Genomic DNA, 23,590 nt, shown 5'->3' with positions numbered 1-23,590 from the left:
TAAGTGATTTTATTAAAACGAACTTTACAATTTTTTATCATTTGCACATTACTTGGGCTGATTACTTTAATCAGTCTTTATTACTACGTTAAACCTGATATTCCAAGTGTGCAAGTTTTAAAAGATGTGCAATTACAAACTCCTATGCAAGTATTCACTAAAGATGGCCTTCTGATCAATCAATTTGGTGAAAAAAGACGGATCCCCGTAACGATTGACGAAATACCAAAACCTTTAATAAATGCATTTTTAGCAACTGAAGATAATCGTTTTTATGACCATGTGGGAATAGACCCTATTGGTATTGTTCGTTCTGCATTGGTTTTGATTTCAACAGGCGAAAAAAAGCAAGGTGCAAGTACAATAACAATGCAGCTAGCTCGAAACTTCTTCTTAACTCGTGAAAAAGCTTATATTCGTAAAGTTAAAGAAATTTTTATAGCGCTTCATATAGAAAATTTACTAACGAAAGACGAAATTCTTGAACTCTATTTAAACAAAATAGAACTAGGTAACCGTGCTTTTGGTATTGGCGCTGCTGCACAGGTATATTACGGAAAAGAATTAAAAGATCTTACACTTGCCCAAATGGCGATGATTGCCGGCTTACCCAAAGCGCCATCAGCCTTAAACCCGATCCGTAACCCAACTCGCGCAAAATCTCGTCGCAATGTTGTTCTTGGCCGCATGTTAACAGAAAACTACATAACACAAACACAATACAACGATGCCATCAGGCAACCTATTACAGCTTATTTTCACGGTGCAGAAATTGATCTGTATGCTCCTTATATTTCTGAAATGGTGCGTGCAGAAATGGTGGCACGTTACGGAATCGATAAAGCCTATAACTCAGGTTATAAAATATTTACTACTGTTGAGTCACAAGTTCAAAAAGCGGCACAAACAGCACTCATCAATAATTTACACAATTATGATATGCGCCATGGTTATAGAGGCTCTGTTAAAACGTTGTGGGATCCAGAAACACAGCCTGTATTTAGCAAGTCTCAAATACTCAGTGAGCTAAAATCTGTAAATGAGTTTGGCCAATTAAAAGCGGCCGTTGTAATCGCAGTGAATGACAAAACAGCTGATGTATTACTTAAAAGTGGCGAGCAAACCACACTAACTTGGGATAACCTAAAGTGGGCTCGTAAATACATTACGCGTTATCGCCAAGGCTTTGCACCTAAAGCAGCCAATGAAATACTCGTACCCGGCGAACAAATTTGGTTACGTAAAAATACCGACGGTAGCTATTTACTTAGCCAAATTCCTGAAGCATCTAGTGCCATCGTTTCTCTTGACCCACAAAATGGGCGCATTAAAGCGATTGTGGGTGGTTATAGTTTCGAACAAAGTCAATATAACCGAGCAGTACAAGCTAAGCGCCAAGTAGGCTCTAATATAAAACCTTTTATTTACTCTGCTGCACTGGAAAAAGGCTACACCTTAGCCTCAATATTAAACGATGCACCAATTAACCAATGGGATAAAAGCCAAGGTGTTGCATGGCGACCAAAAAACAGCCCCGCTGTTTATAATGGACCTATTCGTATTCGTCGTGCTTTAGCACAATCTAAAAACGTTATTTCGGTGCGCTTGTTACGCGGAGTTGGCCTACAGCGTACGGCAGAGCACCTACTAAAATTTGGCTTCAAAAATTCAGATATTAATCGCAGTGAATCACTTGCGCTTGGTAGCGCTTCTATTACGCCGCTTGAACTTGCACGCGGTATGAGTGCTTTTGCAAATGGCGGGCATTTAATAGAACCCTACTTCATTTCTGAAATTCAAGATGCTTATGGTGACGTGTTATTTAAAACAAACCCAACAGAAGCTTGTGACGATAGCGATAGTACGTTAAGCGTATTGAACAACGATGTAACAATGCAGAATTTCGAAACTGAAAAGCAACAAGAAAAAAAATGCGCACCACGGATTATCTCTAAACAGAATGCATTTTTAATTGCTGATGCAATGCATAGTGGTATTTGGGGCGGTGGTAGTTGGGCACATAAAACAGGCTGGAGCGGAACAGGCTGGCGTGCTCAAGCATTAAAGAGACGTGATCTCTCAGGTAAAACAGGCACGACTAATGACTCAGTAGATACTTGGTTTAGTGGCTTTAATCGTAATGTACTAACGTCTGTATGGGTTGGGTTTGATAACCCCGGTAACTCGTTAGGCCGCTCAACATATAATAACAACCTTGATAGCAGTCAAATCTCAGGGGCAGAGTCAGGGGCTAAAACGGCGCAACCAGCATGGATTGAGTTTATGAAAGTAGCACTTGAAGATGCACCAGAAGCGCCTATAGAACCACCCGAAGACTTAGTATCTATTCGTATTGATTTAGCAACAGGTTTACTGAGCCACAAAAACGATTACACAAGCCGCTTTGAATATTTTGACAAAGGTACAGCCCCAACTAAGTATGTACTTTCCCAACCTACCGATATATTTGAGGAAGATACAAAAACAGAAGAAGAGCTATTTTAAATAGCGTTAAATAAAAACGGCAGCCACTTTAGGCTGCCGTAATGCTACCTTAAATTTTGGACCAGCCAATACAAATCAGAATGTACACCCGCTGCAGTGACCTCTTTACCAGCACCAGGGCCTTGGATAACGAGCGCGTTATCGCTATACCACTTACTATTTATAACAAAAATATTATCTCCTGGCGTTAAACTAGCCAAAACATCACTTTGTAATACATACGCGATACCGACTTTCGCTATTACTTCATTTTCTGCGATTTCGAGTAAGCCTGTATAACGAAGCACCGAATTTTGTGCCTTAGCTCTCTTTGCATGCTCTTGAATAAAGCTATCTAACTGGGATTTTTTACTTAAAAAATCATCCCAACTCCCTTGCGCAAGCTCATCAGGCATCAATGCCGAAAGACTAATATCCTCAAGATTTAATTCAACCCCCAACTCTCTGGCTAAAATAAGCAATTTTCGCTGCATATCACGCCCAGATAAATCCTCGCGAGGATCGGGCTCCGTAAAACCCATTTTTTGCGCTTCGAGCACTAAATCTGAAAATATAATCGAACCATCATACTTACTACACAACCACGATAACGTCCCAGAAAACACGCCCTCAATACGTGTTATTTTATCGCCACTATTTTGTAAATCAGCAAGCGCAAAATTAATGGGTAAACCAGCCCCCACACTGGTGTTATAACGCCAATGTAAGTTGCGTTCAGAGATACTTGTACGTAGTGCTTTATACCAATTAGTAGGAGCTGTACCTGCATACTTATTAGCACTTATTAAATGACAATCCATTTCTACAAAATCAGGATATAACCGGCTAAACTTTTCACTCGCTGTTATATCTACAATCACTTTATGTTCGTAATCAAGTTCATCAATTGCATTTAATAATGTTTGGTTTTGATAATCAGACGCTTCAAGTTGAAACTGGGTTTTCCATTGCGATACACCAATCCCATTAGGATTAAAAAGCATTTTTTGAGAGCGCACTAAGCCAACAAGCTTAATACTAAAGTCATCTGACAAGCGCTCAACTTGAGTAGATAACTGTTCAATAAACACCTCACCTACATTACCAAGTCCAGCGACTATTAAAGCAATTTCCTGCCCTTTGTTAATCAGCTTATCGTGTAATATGCTAAGTATATCGCTATCAATCACTTGATCGGTAAGTAATAAAATATAGCCGCTATCTTGGTGTGCAAATCGTGGTTCAATCGCATGTGCATTTAATAAATTAATCGCCAATAAGTGCAATTTACTAATATCTTGCTCTGGCGCTATCACAGCACACCCGTGTAAGCTCGATTCGTTAATATTAGCTCGACCTTCAAAATAGCTAATAACCTGATGCGTCGAAATAGCTGGCACAACTAAGTACGTCTCACCATTTTGACTAAAGTGATGCAAGCTATGCTGAATAAGCTGACTCACATGCGCAATATCTCCTTCACTTAAGTTTTCAACTATCAATAAATCAATATTTTGTAACGTTGTTATAAAGCGCTTTTGTTTGGCACTACCTTCTTTAACGATGTCAGTAGAGCTAGCTTGTACATCAAAGCTACTTCGTACTGATAATTTTATATCCGTATTTTTAAGAGGAGATAATGTTTTAGCATGCAATACGGGGTTACCTAGTCGTGCTAACAAATTGGCCTGTCCACGACACACCTTCGCGTATTTAATCGCTTTACTAACTTTACGAGGGTCGGTACTAAATACACCTTGTGTATCAGTCCAAATACAGACTTGTTTTGCATGACAATAATTAGCGAGTAAGGTCGCACTATAATCACTTCCATTACGACCAAGCGTTACAGTATCCCCTGCTGTATTAGCTGCAATAAATCCAGTCACAACGTTAATTTTATTATGCGCAATTAAATTTGCGCACTGTTGAGTATTTTGTTCATGTAATAACTGCCCATCATTTAATGTAAATAAAGCACGCGCATCGTGAACACACGCATCAACATTAAGCTCCTGCAGGTAAGCAGCGAGTACGCGTGCTGACCATAACTCTCCATGAGCAAGCAATTGGGCTTCTTGTAGCTGCCCTGTTTGCGCTAACAGCGTTATTGTTGATAGCTCTTCATTCAATATTTTTAGAGCGTTACGCTTTGTATTAGCTTGTAATAACTGCTCTATTAAATCTATTTGATGATTATTTAACTGTAATAAAATATCAGCAATTACATGTGTATCTTGCTGCTGGTAACTTTGCCATAACTTAACTAGTGTATCGGTTGTTTTCCCAGCTGCTGATACCACAACGCAATCACCAGGTTGTGTGTGCTCTAATATAATACCCGCAACACTTTTGTAACGCTGCGCTGAACTTAAACTCGAACCGCCAAATTTATGTATATTTTTAGTCATGTTAGTTACCAAAGCGCGGGGTAAGCGGCACTTAACTTAGCATCACCGCTCGATGTTCCCGCACCTTTAGTTAATCGATTTGTATTGTTTTTTCTGCCAGGTTTTACAAGTGTAAATACACGTTCAAGATCTGCTAATAAATCTTCAATGTCTTCTATTCCGACAGAAACACGAATAAGCGTATCACCAACGCCGGCTTCTAAGCGCGCTGTTGCATCCATCCCTGCATGCGTCATGGTAGCAGGGTGGCATATTAAGCTCTCAACGCCGCCTAGCGACTCAGCTAAACTAAAGTTATGTAGACTAGTTAAAAAAGCCGCAGCATCGTTTATATCGCCTTTAATATCAAAGCTAACCATGCCACCAAAACCAAGCTGCTGTGCTTTCGCTAATTCATGTTGGGGGTGCGACTCAAGCCCAGGGTAATAAACTTGGCTAACGAACTCAGATTCTTCGAGATACTTAGCTATTGCTAATGCATTTTCTTGATGCTGCCTTAATCGCACATTTAAAGTACGTAAACCACGAAGCGTTAAATAGCTATCAAAAGGTGCCCCTGTGATACCAATGTTATTAGCCCACCAAGCAAGCTCGTCACCGATCTCTTGTGTTGCAGCAATAACAGCACCGCCCACTACATCTGAGTGTCCGTTAATATATTTAGTGGTTGAATGCACCACAATATCTACACCAAACTTAATCGGATTTTGTAAAGCAGGCGATAAAAATGTATTGTCAGCGGCCACCAGTGCGCCACACTGCTTAGCAATATCAGTAACCGCTTTAATATCAGTTAAACGTAGTACAGGGTTACTTGGTGTTTCAATCCAAATGAGTTTTGGTTTAATTACTAATATTTTTTGAAGACTTTCTGGTTTTGTTAAATCTAAAACCTCAAGCTTTAGCAAGCCACGCTTTTGCAGGGACGTAAATAAACGGTAGCTTCCACCGTAGCAGTCGTGTGGGATCACTAACGTGTCGTCGTGATTAAGCAGCTGAGTTGCTAAGTGTACAGCCGCCATGCCTGTGGCTGTAATTATGCCGCGTACTCCACCTTCGAGCTCAGCAAGGGTCTCGGCTAAGATATCGCGGTTAGGATTACCGCTGCGGCCATAATCATATTGGCGTTTAGTATCAAAATCGGCAAACGAATAAGTAGTCGATAAATAGATTGGCGCGACCACTGCACCGTGGTGTTTATCGGCTTCAACGCCACTACGGACCGCAATGGTTGCTTTGTTTTTTTCGCTCATATTCGTCACCTGATTAATTTGGATGTTTAGACGTCTAAAAGAGTAGTTTATTCAATTTGGGAAGTCAAAGTATTTTAAAGCTCTAGATAGCTAAAAATTAAAGTGTTCTTTGAAAATTACGTGCTTAAACTTGTTAAAAAGTAGTTATATTTGCATTCACATTGAGCTTATTAAGGTAGATCTGTATCTATTATTTGACTATCTTTTTTAAATCGATAGAATTTCAAGCATATTTACACGCTTTTTATGGCGTGTAAGAAATTAATAATCTGAGGCAACGATACATCTTATGGCTAAATGGAATGGTGAGTATATTCACCCATACGTAGAACACGGGCAAAAATCAGGGCATGTGAAGAAAGTCACCGTTTCAATCCCGTTAAAGGTCCTGAAAGTTTTAACTGACGAGCGTACTCGTCGTCAAGTTAAAAACTTACGCCACGCCACAAACAGTGAGTTACTATGCGAAGCATTTTTACATGCATTTACAGGCCAACCCTTACCAAGCGATGAAGACCTGAGTAAAGATAATATAGAAAAGATACCTGTAGAGGCTAAATCGATAATGGAAGAAATGAAACTAAATATACCTGACTTAAATGATCTTAAATAAAATTCAGATATTTCAATCCACGCAGTTCAAAACTAGTAAATTACCAACAGATATAAAAATATTTAGTTGGTAATTAAGAGCTAACTCTATGTGTACTTAAATATAAATTTTCGCTAATTGTCGAGATAATTCTAAGGCAGGTGAAATAATAATACTCATACCAAAATTTTCTATATCCATCTTATAAAGCTCATTTTCATCTGACGTTTGTATTAAAAAAGCCTTTTTAGCTTTTTTTGTTTTCATCGCATTACTGAGCAATTTTATAGCTTCCCCTAAAGTTTCATTATCTTTTTGCACTTTTACAAGTACAGGGGTTCCTTCATATTGCTTAATAAGAATTGCATCTATCCCTTTATTCCTTTGTATCGGATTAAATTCAATACCTTTTAGAAAATTAAGGACTGAATGTTCGACATTATTATAAGAATCACGGCCATTTTTAAGAAGGTTTGACTCTGTTTTTATTGGGTTATCTATTCTATCTTTACTTAAATTTACCGCATCTAAAGATTCATCTATACCTATAAAATTCCTACCTAGAAGCTTTGCTGCAACACATGTTGTACCGCTTCCGCAGAAAGGATCTAAAACAATATCACCTTCAGCAGTAACAAGATTAATTACTTGTTCTAAGAGTAAAAGAGGCTTTTGAGTCGGATAGCCAACCCGCTCTTTTGCCTTAGGATTCAAATAAGGAATATCCCAAACATCACTTAACGGAACACCTTTTTTTTCAGCGCCGTTTATTGAATTACCTAAACTGTCCTTATCATAAACAGACTTATTATGCCTATCCCTAGTTCTTCGCTGAAGTATTTGATCAATATTCGTAGTCTCTGAATATGGTTTATAAAGTGTATTAAATTTGAAGTCTTTAGTTTTAGAGTAGAAGTATATATTTTGGTGGCTAGGTAACAGCCCTTTCTTAGAATTAGACCACCTTTTATAAGCCCAAATGATTTCAGACTGAAAGTTCTTGGCTCCAAAGATATGATCTAACAACCCCTTATAATATGCTCACCGCTCTTATCGCAGTGAACAAAAATAGAGCCGCTATCTTTTAATAAAGAATGCATTAACTTTAAGCGTTTTTCCAAAAACTTTGCATAACCTAAGTTGCTTCCCCAACTGTCATTAAAACTAAACTCTTGAGTTCTTTCTCGGTTCTTTAAAGTGTGTTTCTTTTCTGTAAAAAAAGGAGGATCTAAATAAATTAAATCAATAGAGTTTTTTTCGATAAGTTCCATTTTATCAAGACAATCACCATATAAAATATCGTTAACCATGTAAAACTTCTTTTTCTTTATTGTCTGCAATTTCCATTAAAATTGCTTTAAGATCATAACCACTTACTGTTTTCAAGTAGTCCCAAGCATCATCACCAGCATAATACTCACCTTCCACACCTTTATAAATAGTTTTTAGAGCTTCTTGTATTTTGATGGCTTGTTCACGTAATGGGTAGTAGAACATCACTCTAACTGGCTTATAACCATGATCTTTTATCACCTGAACTCTAGTATGTTCTTTAGTTATATGATCACCATCAGTAGTAGCATCACGCCACTTTAATTCAACAGCATTCATGTCGTTTAAAAAATCTATTTCAAAGGTTTTTGGTTTAGTACCGATAGTATTTTTTACTAATCTTTTTCCACCAGTGCTGTTTGAAAAGAACATACACATAGTAGCAGCCTCTTCTAGAAAAGATCCTGCATACTTGTATAAAAAACGACCTGTATTTTGATATTCATCAATTAGCGCCCCCTCATTGCTAGGTATACCTAAAACACTGTAAATAAGGTAATGAGAGTTATTATCAGCTTTCATTTCCTCTTTTCGTTTAATAATTTTACTATTTAAGTTTTTAGAATACTCATCTGCTAATTTCTTAATTTTAGCCTTTAACAAAGCTAGACATTCTCCGTCGTTTATAGCTTTATCGATTTGCATTCTTTCATGTTGATAAAATAACTTTAGAAGATCTGCTTTAGTTTTATTTTTTGTATCTATTTTAAGAGCGATACAATATTCAGCTAACTCACTCTTATTCATTTTCTCAACTTTCATAAATTTCCATTATTGATGTGTCATGACGCCGTAAACCACTTATAAGATATCAAATAAAGACAATAGTAAGTAGAGTAAATGATTATTTACTGTAAGAATTCAGACTATAGAAGTGAATAGCACTAACGTCCCCATATTAGCAACATTAAAGTTTATTCACAGTAATGTACTAAGCAACATATGGCGCCATATGTTATTTATTGAATACAAACTTTACCTATTAATATAATGAGCATGCTAAATTTTACTGCATATAGCTTTCTGGCAAATCAATTTGTGCCACACCCGACTCAACAGCAGCAAGAGCAACCGCTCTTGCTATACGTGGTAATAAACGTGGATCCATCGGTTTTGGAATAATATATTGAGCACCAAATTCCAGCTTATCAACACCGGCAGCTTTTAGGACCTCTGCTGGTACAGGCTCTTTTGCAATACTACGAATCGCTTCTACTGCTGCTATTTTCATTTCATCGTTAATTGCACTTGCGCGCACATCTAGTGCACCACGAAAAATAAACGGGAAACACAAAACATTATTCACTTGGTTTGGATAATCAGAACGCCCTGTCGCCATAATTAAATCGTTGCGCGCGCTGTGTGCAAGTGCGGGGTCAATTTCAGGGTCGGGGTTTGAGCACGCAAACACAACCGGCTTATCAGCCATCAGTTTTAAATCATCGGCTGCTAACAAATTAGGCCCAGATACACCAACAAATACATCAGCATCAGCAATAACATCTTGCAACGTACGCTTATCCGTATTGTTAGCGAATAGTTGTTTGTACTCGTTTAAATCATCACGACGAGTATGAATAACGCCTTTACGGTCAAGCATGTAAATGTGTTCACGCAGTGCACCACACTTAATTAACAGTTCCATACAGGCAACTGCAGCCGCACCAGCACCTAAACATACTATAATAGCTTCTTCTATCGATTTCTCTTGCACTTCAAGTGCATTCAACATACCAGCGGCTGTTACAATTGCAGTGCCGTGTTGATCGTCATGAAAAACCGGAATACTACAGCGCTCAATCAATGCCTTTTCAATTTCAAAACACTCTGGGGCTTTAATATCTTCAAGATTAATACCACCAAATGTATCGGCAATATTAGCAACCGTGTTAATAAAGTCTTCTGTTGTTTTATGCTTCACTTCGATATCAATAGAATCAAGGCCTGCAAAGCGCTTAAATAACAGCGCCTTGCCTTCCATTACAGGCTTTGATGCCAAAGGGCCTAAATTACCCAAGCCCAAAATTGCAGTACCATTAGTGATAACTGCAACCATATTACCTTTACCGGTATATTTATAAGCATTTGCAGGATCAGCAGCAATTTCACGCACAGGTTCAGCAACACCTGGGCTATATGCTAAAGCTAAATCTTGAACCGTTTCGGCAGGCTTGGTTAGCTCAATGCTGATTTTTCCTGGAACGGGATGAGAATGGTAATGTAGTGCTTGTTCACGAAAGTCTGACATAACGCGATTGTATCCTGCAATTTAAGTTAAAGTGAGAGGTGTTGTCTGGGTTACGATACCCTTATTATTTTTAAATTCCAAGCAATATCAGGTCTATCCTGTTATATGCTAGATTCATTAATTTTAAGAGGTTTTTCAGTAACTTTGCGAAGATATAGCGACATTTCATAAATAGAAATTCATATAAAAAGCATTTTTAGAGGTACTTTTAGCCGCGAGCCATTTTCTCTAAAAACGACTATCAAATTTTTAGTATAAATAACTATAAACAGCTTAATAGTCTACTTTAAAAACATTTATCTTCACGTTAGCTACATTTAACAACTTAGTTAAAAAATGAACACTTCAAAATATAGAGACTATTACGTACTTTGTCTGCAAAGGTTTATGCATACTCAGAATAAGAACAAGAAATAGTTATGCAAAGGAGATAACGTATAAATAGGCAGGAAAAGCACGTAAAGATAAATTTCAGGCACAAAAAAAGCACCCTAAGGTGCTTCTTTTAACTAAATAGCAAAAATTACTTCTTGCTACCAAGTGCACCGAAACGCTTGTTGAAACGATCAACACGTCCGCCAGTGTCTAAAACTTTTTGCTTACCAGTGTAAAACGGGTGACACGCAGAACATACGTCTAAGTGAATGTTTTTACAAAGAGTAGAGCTTGTTTCGAATTCATTTCCGCATGAACATGTTGCTGAAATTACTTCGTACTTAGGGTGAATACCTTCTTTCATAGAAACCTCTAGTTAAGGCCGCATCGCTCTCCAAACCCGTAGTTTGGTACCATACGTCGTTAAAACAAATTTGTTGGTGGCGGATTTTATCCAACAACTACCGAGCACACAAGGTTTAATTATAATTTTTTGCTAAAAAAGTAACCAAATAATAAAATGACTATAATTTGCTAGTAGGTTTTTAACTGTATATTTAGTACATTACACCATTAATTTTATTGGTTGAGTTGTTATGCGTTTTGTTGAAGTTGCTATTAAAGTCCCATTACCGCGCACCTTTGATTATAAAGTAGATGAACAGCTCCCAGGCTTGGTTTCTGATCTGAAGCCCGGAATGCGCGTTTTGGTACCCTTTGGTAATCAGCGTAAAGTGGCTGTTATATTAGCAGTAAAAAAGAGTACTGAAGTACCCGAGAGTAAAATTAAAAGCATTTTTGAAGTTATCGACGATACCCCAATATTATCTAGCGAACATTTAGATCTCCTTAGTTTTACAGCGCGTTATTATTGTTACCCACTCGGCGAAACGATTCATATAGCTCTGCCTAGTGCACTACGCCAAGGTGAATCACCAGACAAAACAAGCATTAACATGGTAATGCTTACCGAAAAAGGCGCTAAAGTACCGTCATTAAAAGCTAAAATTCAACTCAACTTATTAAAGCAGTTATCACAATCAGGTAAGTCATCGTTAACCGAACTAAAAGCACTTGGCTTTAGTAAAAAAACAATAGATAGCCTCATTGATAAAGGACTTATCACACAAACTATCGAACACGATAACCAATGGCAAAGCGTTGCGCCAACCGTCGGTAGTAAACCGGTACTTAATAAAGAACAAGCAGTGGCCTGTACAGCAATCAATCAAAGTACCGGTTTTAGCAGCTTTTTATTAGAAGGCGTAACGGGCAGTGGTAAAACTGAAGTGTATTTACAGTGCTTAGAAGAAGTATTAAAACGTGGCGAGCAAGCCCTCGTACTCGTGCCCGAAATCGGCCTAACACCGCAAACGGTAAACCGTTTTCGTCGCCGCTTCCCAGATACACCTGTTATGCTTTGGCACTCAGCACTTACCGACAACGAACGCCTACAAACATGGCGATTTTGTGAAAAAGGCAGTTGTGCGATAGTTATTGGCACACGTTCGAGTATTTTTCTGCCATTTTTAAAACTCGGTATGATTGTTGTTGATGAAGAACACGACTCGTCATTTAAACAACAAGATACCCTTCGTTACCATGCTCGTGATTTAGCCGCTTATAGAGCTTTTCAGCATAAAATTCCGCTTATATTAGGCAGCGCCACACCCGCGCTTGAAACGCTCCACAAAGCACTTAATAACAAATATCAGTTATTAAGCTTAACCGAGCGCGCGCAAACAGCCACCGACAACCAGTTTAAGTTACTCGATATGAAAGGTCAGCCCAACCAAGCAGGTATTGCACATGCTAGCCTTGCCACTATGCGACAGCATTTAAACCGCGGTAAACAGGTTATGGTGTTTTTAAATCGTCGAGGTTTCTCACCCACTCTTATTTGCCATGAGTGTGGCTGGCTAAGTGAATGTAAACGCTGCAGTACCAGCGCCACTTTTCACAAAGCGATTGGGCAAATGATCTGCCATCACTGTGGCGACCAGTACCCTGTTCCTCACCAATGCCCTGATTGTGGCAGCACGCAAATATTTCCTAACGGCAAAGGCACAGAGCAAATTGAAGAATTTTTATCAACCGAATTCCCTGATACACCCGTTACTCGCATAGACCGCGATTCAACTCGCCGTAAAGGTAGCCTTGAAAAAGCACTAGATGAAATAAACCTAGGCGGTGCACGCATTCTAGTAGGCACACAAATGCTTGCTAAAGGTCATCACTTTGCAGATGTAAGCCTCGTTATAATTTTAGACGTTGATAGCGGGTTATATTCATGCGATTTTAGAGCGACAGAGCATTTAGCACAGTTAGTTACTCAGGTCGCGGGGCGAGCTGGGCGTTCAGGGGAGCCTGGCCAAGTATTATTACAAACACACTTTCCAGAGCACCCACTTTTACAAGACTTAGTTAATAACGGTTATCAGGATTTTGCCCGTTTTGCCCTTAGTGAGCGCGATGATGCGGACTTACCACCCATTACAAATATGGCCATTGTCCGTGCACAAGGACATAGTATTAAACTAGTCGTCGATTTTTTGACGGATTTGGTTCCTGTGAATGGGGTATCTGGTATACAATTGCTCGGTCCGATCCCTGCACCTCTTGAAAAAGTCGCAGGTATGTATCGCTTTCAATTACATATTCAAGCGCAAGATCGTCGCATATTACATCAGTACCTTGCGCAAATGGTTGATTATTTAAGCTCAAGCAAACTTGCACAAAAAGTGCGCTGGAGCTTAGACGTAGACCCTATAGACATGATTTAGGTTAAGGCCAAAATAACGCTATGGCACAGCACGATTACATTAACAAAAAACCAGCAAATAGAAAAAACACTAAAAAAGCACCCACTAAAAAACCATTTCCAATTTTTTTAGTGAGCATTGCTATTTTACTTGTAGGTGGTTTCGTTTACGGATTATGGTTTATTAAAAGTAATGCCGATCCAAAACTTGTCGAAAAGCAAGCTCACCCAACTGCGCCTGAAAAAGTAGAAGTTGTTATTCCACGCACGCCGGAATTTATTAAAGAAATTAGAAACCACGAAATTCAAGTTGAAGTAAAAGAGCTTGAACAAAAAGGTCCTTATGTTATGCAATGCGGTTCGTTCAGAACTCATGCACAAGCTGAATCGTTAAAAGCTAAAATCGCATTTGCAGGGCTCATTTCTGAGATAAAACAGGCTGAGGGCAGCAATGGTACTTGGTATAAAGTGCGCCTAGGTCCTTATAAAACCAAACGCCAAGCCGAAAGCGATAAAAACAAACTTAAACGTGTAAAAATAGTCGGCTGCGGAATTTGGGGCTGGACTTGAAAATAAACCATTCACCCATATAACCTCATCATAATCGTTTTTTACGAGTTGCCTCTGCAGCTCGATGATGAGGAATAACATGACTACTATCGTAAGTGTTCGCCGCGGCGACAAAGTTGTAATTGGCGGCGATGGCCAAGTGTCCCTTGGTAACACCGTAATGAAGGGCAACGCCCGTAAAGTTCGACGTCTTTATAATGGCAAAGTAATCGCTGGGTTTGCCGGCGGTACTGCTGATGCCTTCACTCTTTTCGAACGCTTTGAAAGCAAATTAGAAATGCACCAAGGAAACCTAACTAAAGCCGCAGTAGAAATGGCTAAAGATTGGCGAAGTGACCGTGCACTTCGAAAACTCGAAGCACTGCTCGCTGTAGCAGACGAAACAGCCTCTTTAATTATTACCGGTAACGGTGATGTGGTTCAGCCAGAAAATGACCTAATTGCAATTGGCAGTGGTGGTAACTTTGCCCAATCAGCAGCAACAGCCTTATTAGAAAATACCGACTTAAGCGCTCGTGAAATAGTAGAAAAAAGTTTAACTATTGCAGGCAACATCTGCGTATTTACTAATAACTTCCAAACAATCGAAGAATTATAATAGGAACTATTATGTCTGATATGACCCCAAGAGAAATTGTTCACGAGCTAGATCAGCATATTATAGGTCAGGCTAAAGCTAAAAAAGCAGTGGCTATCGCGCTTCGTAATCGCTGGCGTCGTATGCAATTAAATGAAGATTTACGCAGCGAAGTAACACCAAAAAATATTTTAATGATTGGTCCAACCGGCGTAGGTAAAACAGAAATTGCACGCCGTTTAGCAAAATTAGCGAATGCGCCATTCATTAAAGTAGAAGCGACTAAGTTCACTGAAGTTGGCTATGTTGGTAAAGAAGTTGAGACAATCATCCGCGATTTAGTCGATGTATCAATTAAAATGACTCGCGAACAGCAGACTAAAAAGTTTAAACATCGCGCCGAAGAAGCAGCAGAAGAGCGCATTTTAGATGCCCTTTTACCTCCTGCAAAAGACCAATTTGGCGAAAGCCAACGCGACGATAATTCATCAACACGCCAAACATTCCGTAAAAAGCTACGTGAAGGTCAGTTAGATGATAAAGAAATTGAAATCGATTTAGCACAAGCACAACCAAACGTAGAAATTATGGCGCCTCCTGGTATGGAAGATATGACCAACCAGCTACAAAGCATGTTTCAAAACATGGGCGGCGATGATAAGCGTACTAAACGTAAACTAAAAATCAAAGAAGCCTTCAAACTATTAACGGAAGAAGAAGCCGCTAAATTAGTAAATCCTGAAGAGCTAAAAGAACAAGCTATTTTTGCAGTAGAGCAAAACGGTATTGTGTTTATTGATGAAATAGACAAAATTTGTAAGCGCGGCGATTCTTCAGGCCCTGATGTGAGCCGAGAAGGTGTTCAGCGCGACTTGCTACCGCTAATTGAAGGCTCAACAGTAAACACTAAACACGGCATGGTTAAAACTGACCATATGTTGTTTATTGCCTCTGGTGCGTTTCAGATGGCAAAGCCATCAGATATGATCCCAGAGCTACAAGGTCGCTTACCGATTCGAGTAGAACTTGAAGCACTCACTGCAGATGACTTTAAACGCATCCTTACAGAGCCTCATGCATCGCTTACTGAGCAACAACGCGAGCTACTTAAAACTGAACAGGTATCAATTGAGTTTAGTGATGATGCAATTGAGCGTATTGCTAAAGCCGCTTGGCAAGTTAACGAAAAAACCGAAAACATCGGTGCTCGTCGTCTTCATACTGTAATGGAAAGATTGATGGAAGAGATTTCATACGATGCTTCTGAAAAAGCAGGTTCGTCTTTAGTAATCGATGCCGCTTATGTTGAAAAACACTTAGGTGCACTTGTTGAAGATGAAGACTTAAGCCGCTTTATTCTATAAAACGAATATAAACGTTATACTAAAAGCCTCCATATTGGAGGCTTTTTAATGGGATATATTAAATGAAACACGTAACAAAAGTGCATTACCACAGTGTGAGTAAAAATCTAGATGTTTACTTTGATGATGACAGCCAAGCCGTCTTTAGCTGTGAATTTTTACGTGTTCACTCCCCTTCTGCTGAAGTGCAAGGCCATGGCTCTGGTCCAATGAAGCTAGTACTTAATAAGCAAGATGTAGGAATAAAAAGTATTGCACCTGTTGGACACTATGCCTTGCGCTTAGATTTTGATGATGGCCATAATAGCGGGTTATTTAGCTGGCACTATTTTGTAAAACTGCAAGAGCAGCACGATACATTGTGGGCTGAATATTTAGAGCGTGTAATTGAGCTCAAGCAAAGTAAAGACAGTGTACCAATAAAGTTTATTCCTTAAACTTTATTGGTTATTTTTTACAAGCTTTATTTATACCTTAAACTTATCAATCGCGCTAAATAACACACGAGCCTGCTCAGATACTTCTTCACTTGTTTGTGCATTGTTCGCGGCATGCCCTGATGCATCTTGAGCAATATCACGAATACGCACTACATTTTTATTAACCTCTGACGCCACTTGGCTTTGCTCGTCAATTGCGACGGCTATTTGAGTACTCATTTCCATTATAGTTTGTACATCTTCCGTAATTGCACCTAATAATTCTCCGGCCTTAATCGCTTGCGAGGCACTTTCATCGCCTTGTGAACGACACTGATGCATAATACTCACAACTTCTTGAGTGCGCTGTTGTAATGTATTAATAATCCCTTCAATCTCGCTAGTAGACTCTTGTGTACGTTGTGCAAGTGAACGGACTTCATCTGCTACTACGGCAAAACCACGACCATACTCACCAGCTCGAGCAGCTTCAATTGCAGCATTAAGTGCGAGTAAATTTGTTTGCTCAGCAATACCACGGATCACATCAAGCACAGAACCAATTGTCTCCCCATCTTTTTCGAGCTGTGATACCACACTCGATGCATTCCCAAGGGATTCAGATAGGTCTCTAATATGCTTAACCGTTGAATCCACTTCATTACGCCCTTGCTGTGCACTTAAGTTGGTCGATTCCGCTTTTTTGGCTGCTGCTTCGGTATTATGAGAAATATCTTGAATAGTCGCCTGCATTTCAGTTGCCGCGGTTGCTACCATATCTGCTTCATGAAGTTGCTCTTGCATACCTGAACTTGTTGCTGCAGTGCTTTCTGATAAATGCTCAGTGGCTACATTAAGCGTATTTAAAGCCGTGTTGACTTCATTTATTAAGTTTCTAAAGTCACCAATGAGGCTATTAAAATCGATTGTCATGGTGGTAATTTCATCTTTACCTGTTTGCTCTATCATCACACTTAAATCATTATTACGACGAATGTCGTTAATGGTGTGATAAACACGCTCTATAGGTACAATGATTGAGTGACTGGTAAAGTAAACAAGCGCTAGAACAATCACACCTGCAATTACAAAAACCAAAATGGCTAAAAATTGTGCTTGTTCTACACTCTTTTCAACTTGTAGTTTTGTTTCTTTAACAATTTGAGTAACAATTACATCGCTTTTATTGACGCTTTCTCGCATCACACCTAACGCACCAGAATTAAGGTCTAAGCCTAATGCTGTTTGCGCTTGTACAAGTGTTTCAAACTCATTTTGATACATATCAATCAAAGGGGTTATTTTTTCTTTGTAGCTGCTTAGCAGATCAGTCGATGCTATCTGTTGCTTAAACGTATTTATGCCTTCATTAAATCGCTCTAAGTATTTAATATCAAATCTCAGCATAAAATCTTTTTCTGAGCGCCTAAGTTGCAACATAGATGATAAAAGCTTGTAGTCTTGCTGCTCTTTCAGCAGTACTTCGACTTCATGCACAGCAGCTCTGAGCTTACCATATAAGCCATCTTTAGGATTCAGCCCAATCTCTTTTTGTAATTTAACAACAGTATTAAAATCATTGTTATAACTATTAATTAGTTGCTCAAAATGCTCAACCTGAGCAGCAGAAATATCTTGTTGGCTCATTGATTGCTTTAATTTTGTAATTTTACTACTTAACTGCTTAAAATCAGTTTCAAATTCAGTTAACGCTTCTTCGTGCTTATAAAATAGAAAATTTTTCTCATGTTTACGCAGTGCTAGTGCATGTACATTAAGTTCTTCTGCTAATTGAATAGTCTTATTTAAGTTTAAGGTTGTACGTGATTCAAAAATGATCACACATAAAAGAATCACCATAGCTAAACCAACAACAACTGCGTTTAATTGCAAACGTCGTTTAATAGTTAAGTTTTGTAAAAAAATCATCGCAAACGCCTTTATTAAATATGCTTTAATATTATAGCTTATTGAGTCAAAGCAACTAATTAAATTAATAGATTTTTATTTTATATAGTTATTTAGTGTTGTTAATTTTAGTTTTCATCATTATAAATTCACACTTCCCCATAAACCTTTATGTAATGAGTGTGTATTATTCCATTGTTTTTTAAGCAGCCAAAAAATTAAAGGTGCGGGATCACTGGGGTAATTAATCTGTTTATTTTGTGGCGCAGTATTCCAATCATCAAGCGCTTGGGGATTTAAATAACTCATTACATGTGCCATACCCATTGCAAGTAGCGTTTGTGCATTAGCGCCTTGCTCAAACTGCCCGTCTAAAGGTTTTAATAATAATTTTTTTCCTAATTTTAATGCCTCACTAGCAAGCTCAAACCCTGCGTTTCCTATTACGCCACTTGTATTTGCTAAATCATTTAAAAAGCCAGTGCGTGAAGGGGAACGCAAATGTATATGTCCAATAGATTGATTACAGGCGTGCGGGTGATAACAATAAAACTCTTTTTCGGGGAAGTCTTTTAAATAATCTATAATGCTGTCTAAATTTTCGAAAGGTAAATACACCAATACTTTATTCATAACCGCCACTGGATTGCCATGTTGATGATTAGCGATAAAAGGGGGAATAATATTATGCGCGAAAGGCTGCCAATGAACACCTAAATACGTATTGGCTGGTGCGTAGTATTTAATAAGTGACTTACGTAAAATCCCGCGACTAAACATAGGCACACTACTGGACAAAAATGCGGCCTGATGGCTAATTCCAACAACCGGAATTCCAGCCCTTTTTGCAGCCCATGCAGAAACTGGCTCAAAGTCATTGAGTACAAAATCATACTGTTTTACATCGAGCGACTTTATATCTGCAAGCAATTTACAAGGGCGTGCGTTGCTAACTGTTCGATAGCTTTTTACTTGACCATTTTCTGTATCAAAAGATAACCCCCGAAAACTTTTATACTGCCCAAACTCTTGCATATCAAAGTAGTCTTTTTTAGCACGTCCTGAAAAAATATAATCAACATCAATTCCTAATTCCTTAAAACCACTTGCCATGACCCGGGCGCGAGTAACATGACCATTCCCAGTACCTTGAATACCATATAATATTTTCATTCAGGCACCACTAATGCTAAAGAAAATATCGCACATGAACTACCAACCACAGCACCTAGAATAATATCCGCGGGAAAATGAACCCCGAGTACAACTCGAGAAATTGCCACTCCCGAGGCCCAGCCAAATAGTAGCCAAGTATATTCAGGAAAAAAATGGCTTAAGATCATCGCGACTAAAAATGCGGCTGCACTGTGTCCTGAAGGTAAACTAAATTTATCACTAGGTACTATGTAAGCGTTTGTAACTAAACAATCGCACGGCCGAACCCGAGCAAAACGATTTTTAGCTAAAAAGTAGATAGGTCTTTCTATCGCAAATCCGAGTAGCAAAGTTACTGGTAATAACTGATATGGTTCATTGTCACTTAACCACCATACAGCCCCACATATGAGTAGATAAAGGCCACCATCACCACTTTTTGATAGTCCAAATGCAATTACTTTCAGCCATGAAGGCGATTTACAATTAAACAGAGTTAAAAATAATTGCTCATCTATTTGAGCTACTTTTTTAAGCATATTATTACCATCCATCACTTACTCCTAGCTGCATAATATATGAACACTGTTTTAGCTTAGGTGTTGTAAATAACAATTGCGTGACGCTTTTAAGACACTATTATTGCTTTTATTGATTCTCTTCTTATTTTGCCTAAATTTACTGCGATTAAGTCGTTGTTATTGCTTATGAGGAGGGTATACTGAGGTATAAATTAATGTACCTTTTGAGGATAAAATAATGGATTACAGCACTTCTGATTTATGCGACCACTTTGCTGATGTGGTTGACGTGCTAGAACCAATGTTCATCAACTTTGGTGGTCGCCACAGTTTTGGTGGTCGCATTAAAACGGTTAAATGTTTTGAAAATAATGAACTGATCCGCGAATTACTTTCTCAAGATGGTACTGGCTTAGTGCTTCTTATTGATGGCGGTGGTTCAACTCGTCGTGCGCTTATCGACATCGAAATAGCCGAACTTGCACTCGAAAACAACTGGAATGGCATTGTTGTATACGGCGCAGTACGTCATGTCGATGAGCTTGAAGAACTTGATTTAGGTATTCAAGCAATTGCCTCAATACCGGTTGCTGCCGACAGCGAAGGTGCTGGCGAAGACGCTATAGGTGTTAACTTTGCTGGTGTATCATTTTTTGATGACGACTTTATTTATGCTGACAGTACTGGCATTGTTTTATCTGCTGAAGAACTAGAATTGGAAATCGTAGAAGCATAACGTGACCAAGCATTTAAAGGTATATGATGAAAGCGCGGTTAAAGCGATTTGCTCTATCCGCGCAAACGAAAAAAAAGCTTGGCAAGCGATGGCCTTGCTCGATACTCAAGTTAATGTGCAACAAGCACTTATTGATGCAGCACAGTTTGGTATTCGCTATGTATTACTCGGTATTTGCGAAGATATTGGCCCCAAAGCAAACCTAGGAAATGGCGGTGCAGACGAAGCGTGGCCGGCTTTTTTAAAGCGTTTTTTAAACCAACCTCATAATCAATTTATTGCTACACAAAAAGTACTTTTATTAGGTGAAGTCAATGTTGATGATCTAATGGCAAAAAGTAAGCAGCTTGATAATCAACAGCCTAAACAGTTAAATCAATTACGAAATTTATGTCAGCAACTCGATGAACGAGTAGAAAATGTATTATCCCTTGTATTTAAAGCAGGTCTTGAGCCAATTATTATTGGCGGGGGGCATAATAACTGTTTAGGTATTATTCGTGCTTTAAGTAAATATAAAAATACACCGGTTAATGCCATAAATTTTGATCCTCATGCCGACTTTAGAGACTGTGAAGGCCGTCACAGTGGCAACGGTTTCCGGTATGCGTACAACGAACAACTCTTAAATAATTATCACGTGATTGGTTTGCACGAACTGAAAAACAATCAAGCTATTCTTGAAGCTATGGCTAACGCTAATTTTAAATTTAATAGCTACCAATCGATAAAAGTGAGACGGGATATTACACTCACTCAAGCCGTTAATAATGCACTAAATAGCTTTGATAACTTACCACTTGGAGTTGAAGTAGATTTAGACAGCATTTCTTACATGCCAGTAAGTGCCTATACGTGCAGTGGATTTAACGTGGACGACAGTGAGCACTTTGTGCATTTAGCCGCTAAAAACCGTCAGTCTCAGTATTTACATTTATGTGAAGCTGCACCAAATCAGCATCCAAATGACGTTGAGAATGGCATGCAACACTGTGGGCAAGTAATTAGCGCGCTAGTGAATACCTATTTACAAGCTAAAGAAGGTCTTTAGTAAACGCCTTACTTTTATTGAAATAAAATTAATATTGCTATTTACCGTGAAGTAGGAGGAATATATTCCCCTTGTGTTAACTGCCACTGCTTTAGCCAGCTCATTAAACTAATACTACTCAATGGATGACCAAAGTAATAACCTTGTGCAGCATAAGCATTTAAACTTTTAACAAATCTCAGTTGCTCAAACGTTTCTACGCCCTCAAAAATAACTTTAGTCTTTTGCTGGTTATGCATTTCAACCATGCCACTAATTAAACTGCGTATATTATTTTGATTGCTAAAATCAGCAGTTAACGACGGTGCAACTTTAATATACTCAACAGCTAAATTGGGTAATTTAGACAGTAGTACTGGATTATCGCCGAGCCCATCAACACAGACTTTTAATCCAATGTTATTGAGCCTAGCAATCATCGCCCTACCTTTATTATCTAAATTGGTAAAAATGTGTAACGGGCATTCAACAATTAAATCCCCAGCCTCTAGTTGATGTTCACTTGTGATGCGGTCAACAAACTCAACAAACTCTTCGTTAAGCATTTCAGGACCAAATACATTAATACTAAGCGGTATTGCTATCCCTTCTATACGCAATGCCATTGCGAGTTCTGCCGCACGCTCTATCACAAAAGTAGCTAATGGATAAGCCAATCCTGCAATTCTAATATCATCAATAAATCTATTTGCAGATAAAATACCTTGCTTTGGATGCTGCCAACGTAACAACAGTTCTAAAAATTCTATTTTTCCATCATCATTACGAATAATTGGTTGAAAATAGAGCTCTAGTTCACTTGAAAAGTCGATATTAGCTAACTCTTTTAAGCGTGCTTGTTGCTCAAGTTGCTCTACCATCATTTGCTGATGATACGGGACCACCTTTCGTTGAGGGTGACTATCAAGCGCTAAATATGCGTAGGATATTAAATCATCAAAATTATTTTCTTGTGCCCCGCAATCCACATAACTTGCTCGTGCGTTAACCTCTACGGTACAGTTTGCAACGTTAAAAGGTTTTAATGTTGCACCAAGAATGTGCTCTATAACGTGCTCATGAAGATGATTTTGAGTCGCCAAACTACAAATAAAGGCAAAGTTAAGTCCACCTAAATGCGCCAGTTTTTCTTGCGACCCTAAATCAACAATCTCATCGTTTTCTAATAGTTTTTTTATTCTATTTGCTGATTGAGTCAGTAATAAGTCACCGAAATCTCGCCCTATTTGCTGGTTAACTTGTTCAAAGCCCTCTAGGCGAATAATGACTAGTGCTGCCTTTATGGGTGTATCATCACACCAGGCATAATAGCCTTCTCGTAACTTTTTTCTGTCTGCAAAGCTAGAAAGTGGTGAATTTTCAATAAATATTTCTTGCGCTTTATCTTCGACAATCACTTCCTCAGCCAATTCATCTTCACTGATAAAACCGGCAACAGCTAAGAATAAAATAGCGATAACAATCCAAAATAAAGGGATTGCTAATAATAAATGTGCAGAAAAAAGTACAACAAATAACAAACTAGCAAACGAGCTGATGATGATCAGAGTCCAATTACTACGCTCAAACGCCTGCCACAAATGAAAACAAAACCCAAAGGCAAGTAAAATAGCTAACCAAGCATTACCCAGACTTAAAATTGCTAAACCAACAGCAGCAATGCATAGGTAGCTAAACTTCATACCGCTATTTTTTATAGTAAATAAGGACGCGATCATCGCCATTAACAAGGCACCACTAAAAAATATCGGGAAGTTACTGTCGGTTAAAAAACTCAAATTAGCACCACTTGTACTCGCTAAAAAATTCAATAAAAGCATGTTTATTATGGAC

Annotated in this window: 20 protein-coding genes; 9 read left to right on the top strand and 11 right to left on the bottom strand. The window is 38.6% G+C overall.

The features are described from left to right. Positions 1 to 3 precede the first annotated feature (3 nt). Positions 4 to 2,505, top strand: a complete 2,502-nt coding sequence (locus AOR04_RS01890; protein ID WP_096792369.1) for a penicillin-binding protein 1A — start codon at positions 4 to 6, stop codon at positions 2,503 to 2,505. 44 nt (positions 2,506 to 2,549) lie between these two features. Here the strand turns inward: AOR04_RS01890 and metL are convergent, their stop codons facing one another. Both metL and metB read right to left on the bottom strand, forming a co-directional pair. After that, positions 2,550 to 4,895, bottom strand: a complete 2,346-nt coding sequence (metL, locus tag AOR04_RS01885) for a bifunctional aspartate kinase/homoserine dehydrogenase II (protein WP_096792368.1) — start codon at positions 4,893 to 4,895, stop codon at positions 2,550 to 2,552. A gap of 5 nt (positions 4,896 to 4,900) precedes the next feature. Then, the gene (metB, locus tag AOR04_RS01880; protein ID WP_096792367.1) at positions 4,901 to 6,148 is read right to left on the bottom strand and encodes a cystathionine gamma-synthase; all 1,248 of its coding nucleotides are present in this window, start codon (positions 6,146 to 6,148) and stop codon (positions 4,901 to 4,903) included. 289 nt (positions 6,149 to 6,437) lie between these two features. Between metB and metJ the strand changes: the two genes are divergently transcribed. Then, positions 6,438 to 6,761: a met regulon transcriptional regulator MetJ gene (metJ, locus tag AOR04_RS01875; protein WP_096792366.1), complete on the top strand. Its 324-nt coding sequence runs from the start codon at positions 6,438 to 6,440 to the stop codon at positions 6,759 to 6,761. A 96-nt stretch (positions 6,762 to 6,857) separates the two neighbouring features. On the opposite strand, the gene AOR04_RS22055 is transcribed toward metJ, so the two are convergent. The 5 genes from AOR04_RS22055 to rpmE form a co-directional block, all read right to left on the bottom strand. Then, positions 6,858 to 7,766: a DNA-methyltransferase gene (locus tag AOR04_RS22055; protein ID WP_157770530.1), complete on the bottom strand. Its 909-nt coding sequence runs from the start codon at positions 7,764 to 7,766 to the stop codon at positions 6,858 to 6,860. Next, positions 7,760 to 8,050, bottom strand: a complete 291-nt coding sequence (locus AOR04_RS21995; RefSeq protein WP_157770529.1) for a DNA methyltransferase — start codon at positions 8,048 to 8,050, stop codon at positions 7,760 to 7,762. The genes AOR04_RS22055 and AOR04_RS21995 overlap by 7 nt, the downstream gene beginning before the upstream one ends. Continuing rightward, positions 8,043 to 8,834: an ApaLI family restriction endonuclease gene (locus AOR04_RS01865; RefSeq protein ID WP_096792365.1), complete on the bottom strand. Its 792-nt coding sequence runs from the start codon at positions 8,832 to 8,834 to the stop codon at positions 8,043 to 8,045. The genes AOR04_RS21995 and AOR04_RS01865 overlap by 8 nt, the downstream gene beginning before the upstream one ends. A 244-nt stretch (positions 8,835 to 9,078) precedes the next feature. Then, complete coding sequence (locus AOR04_RS01860) at positions 9,079 to 10,320, bottom strand: malic enzyme-like NAD(P)-binding protein (RefSeq protein ID WP_008137651.1); 1,242 nt, start codon at positions 10,318 to 10,320, stop codon at positions 9,079 to 9,081. 523 nt (positions 10,321 to 10,843) lie between these two features. Next, positions 10,844 to 11,059: a 50S ribosomal protein L31 gene (gene rpmE / locus AOR04_RS01855; protein WP_007377245.1), complete on the bottom strand. Its 216-nt coding sequence runs from the start codon at positions 11,057 to 11,059 to the stop codon at positions 10,844 to 10,846. Between the two features lie 232 nt (positions 11,060 to 11,291). On the opposite strand from rpmE, the gene priA reads away from it, so the two are divergent. The 5 genes from priA to AOR04_RS01830 all read left to right on the top strand — a co-directional run bounded on the left by priA (position 11,292) and on the right by AOR04_RS01830 (position 16,404). Beyond that, entirely contained in the window at positions 11,292 to 13,478 is a 2,187-nt protein-coding gene (priA, locus tag AOR04_RS01850; RefSeq protein WP_096792364.1) for a primosomal protein N', read from the top strand. Between the two features lie 20 nt (positions 13,479 to 13,498). Further along, positions 13,499 to 14,026 (top strand): SPOR domain-containing protein, encoded by a 528-nt coding sequence (locus AOR04_RS01845; RefSeq protein ID WP_007377247.1) that lies wholly within the window; start codon positions 13,499 to 13,501, stop codon positions 14,024 to 14,026. A 79-nt stretch (positions 14,027 to 14,105) separates the two neighbouring features. Next, positions 14,106 to 14,624, top strand: coding sequence for an ATP-dependent protease subunit HslV (gene hslV / locus AOR04_RS01840; RefSeq protein WP_002958366.1), 519 nt, complete (start codon positions 14,106 to 14,108; stop codon positions 14,622 to 14,624). An 11-nt stretch (positions 14,625 to 14,635) separates the two neighbouring features. Further along, positions 14,636 to 15,967 carry an HslU--HslV peptidase ATPase subunit gene (gene hslU, locus AOR04_RS01835; RefSeq protein WP_096792363.1) on the top strand — a complete coding sequence of 444 codons (1,332 nt, stop codon included), beginning with the start codon at positions 14,636 to 14,638 and terminating at the stop codon, positions 15,965 to 15,967. A 62-nt stretch (positions 15,968 to 16,029) separates the two neighbouring features. Further along, positions 16,030 to 16,404 carry a gamma-butyrobetaine hydroxylase-like domain-containing protein gene (locus tag AOR04_RS01830; RefSeq protein ID WP_007377249.1) on the top strand — a complete coding sequence of 125 codons (375 nt, stop codon included), beginning with the start codon at positions 16,030 to 16,032 and terminating at the stop codon, positions 16,402 to 16,404. Between the two features lie 30 nt (positions 16,405 to 16,434). Here AOR04_RS01830 and AOR04_RS01825 read toward each other — a convergent pair whose 3' ends face one another. From AOR04_RS01825 to AOR04_RS01815, 3 genes are all read right to left on the bottom strand, one after another. Then, positions 16,435 to 18,315, bottom strand: a complete 1,881-nt coding sequence (locus tag AOR04_RS01825; protein WP_096792362.1) for a methyl-accepting chemotaxis protein — start codon at positions 18,313 to 18,315, stop codon at positions 16,435 to 16,437. Between the two features lie 120 nt (positions 18,316 to 18,435). Next, positions 18,436 to 19,467, bottom strand: coding sequence for an MJ1255/VC2487 family glycosyltransferase (locus tag AOR04_RS01820; protein ID WP_096792361.1), 1,032 nt, complete (start codon positions 19,465 to 19,467; stop codon positions 18,436 to 18,438). Further along, entirely contained in the window at positions 19,464 to 20,003 is a 540-nt protein-coding gene (locus tag AOR04_RS01815; protein ID WP_096792360.1) for a phosphatase PAP2 family protein, read from the bottom strand. The genes AOR04_RS01820 and AOR04_RS01815 overlap by 4 nt, the downstream gene beginning before the upstream one ends. Before the next feature lie 205 nt (positions 20,004 to 20,208). Between AOR04_RS01815 and rraA the strand changes: the two genes are divergently transcribed. Next, positions 20,209 to 20,706 (top strand): ribonuclease E activity regulator RraA, encoded by a 498-nt coding sequence (gene rraA / locus AOR04_RS01810; RefSeq protein ID WP_007377253.1) that lies wholly within the window; start codon positions 20,209 to 20,211, stop codon positions 20,704 to 20,706. A 1-nt stretch (position 20,707) separates the two neighbouring features. Further along, positions 20,708 to 21,757, top strand: a complete 1,050-nt coding sequence (locus AOR04_RS01805) for a formimidoylglutamase (protein ID WP_096792359.1) — start codon at positions 20,708 to 20,710, stop codon at positions 21,755 to 21,757. A 41-nt stretch (positions 21,758 to 21,798) separates the two neighbouring features. Here the strand turns inward: AOR04_RS01805 and AOR04_RS01800 are convergent, their stop codons facing one another. Next, entirely contained in the window at positions 21,799 to 23,481 is a 1,683-nt protein-coding gene (locus tag AOR04_RS01800) for a bifunctional diguanylate cyclase/phosphodiesterase (RefSeq protein ID WP_198403016.1), read from the bottom strand. Positions 23,482 to 23,590: the final 109 nt, after the last annotated feature.

This window comes from Pseudoalteromonas sp. 1_2015MBL_MicDiv (assembly GCF_002407505.1).
Taxonomy (GTDB): Bacteria; Pseudomonadota; Gammaproteobacteria; order Enterobacterales; family Alteromonadaceae; genus Pseudoalteromonas; species Pseudoalteromonas fuliginea.
The sequence above is the reverse complement of the archived record's forward strand: the minus strand, read 5'-3'. Positions and strand labels throughout refer to the sequence as shown.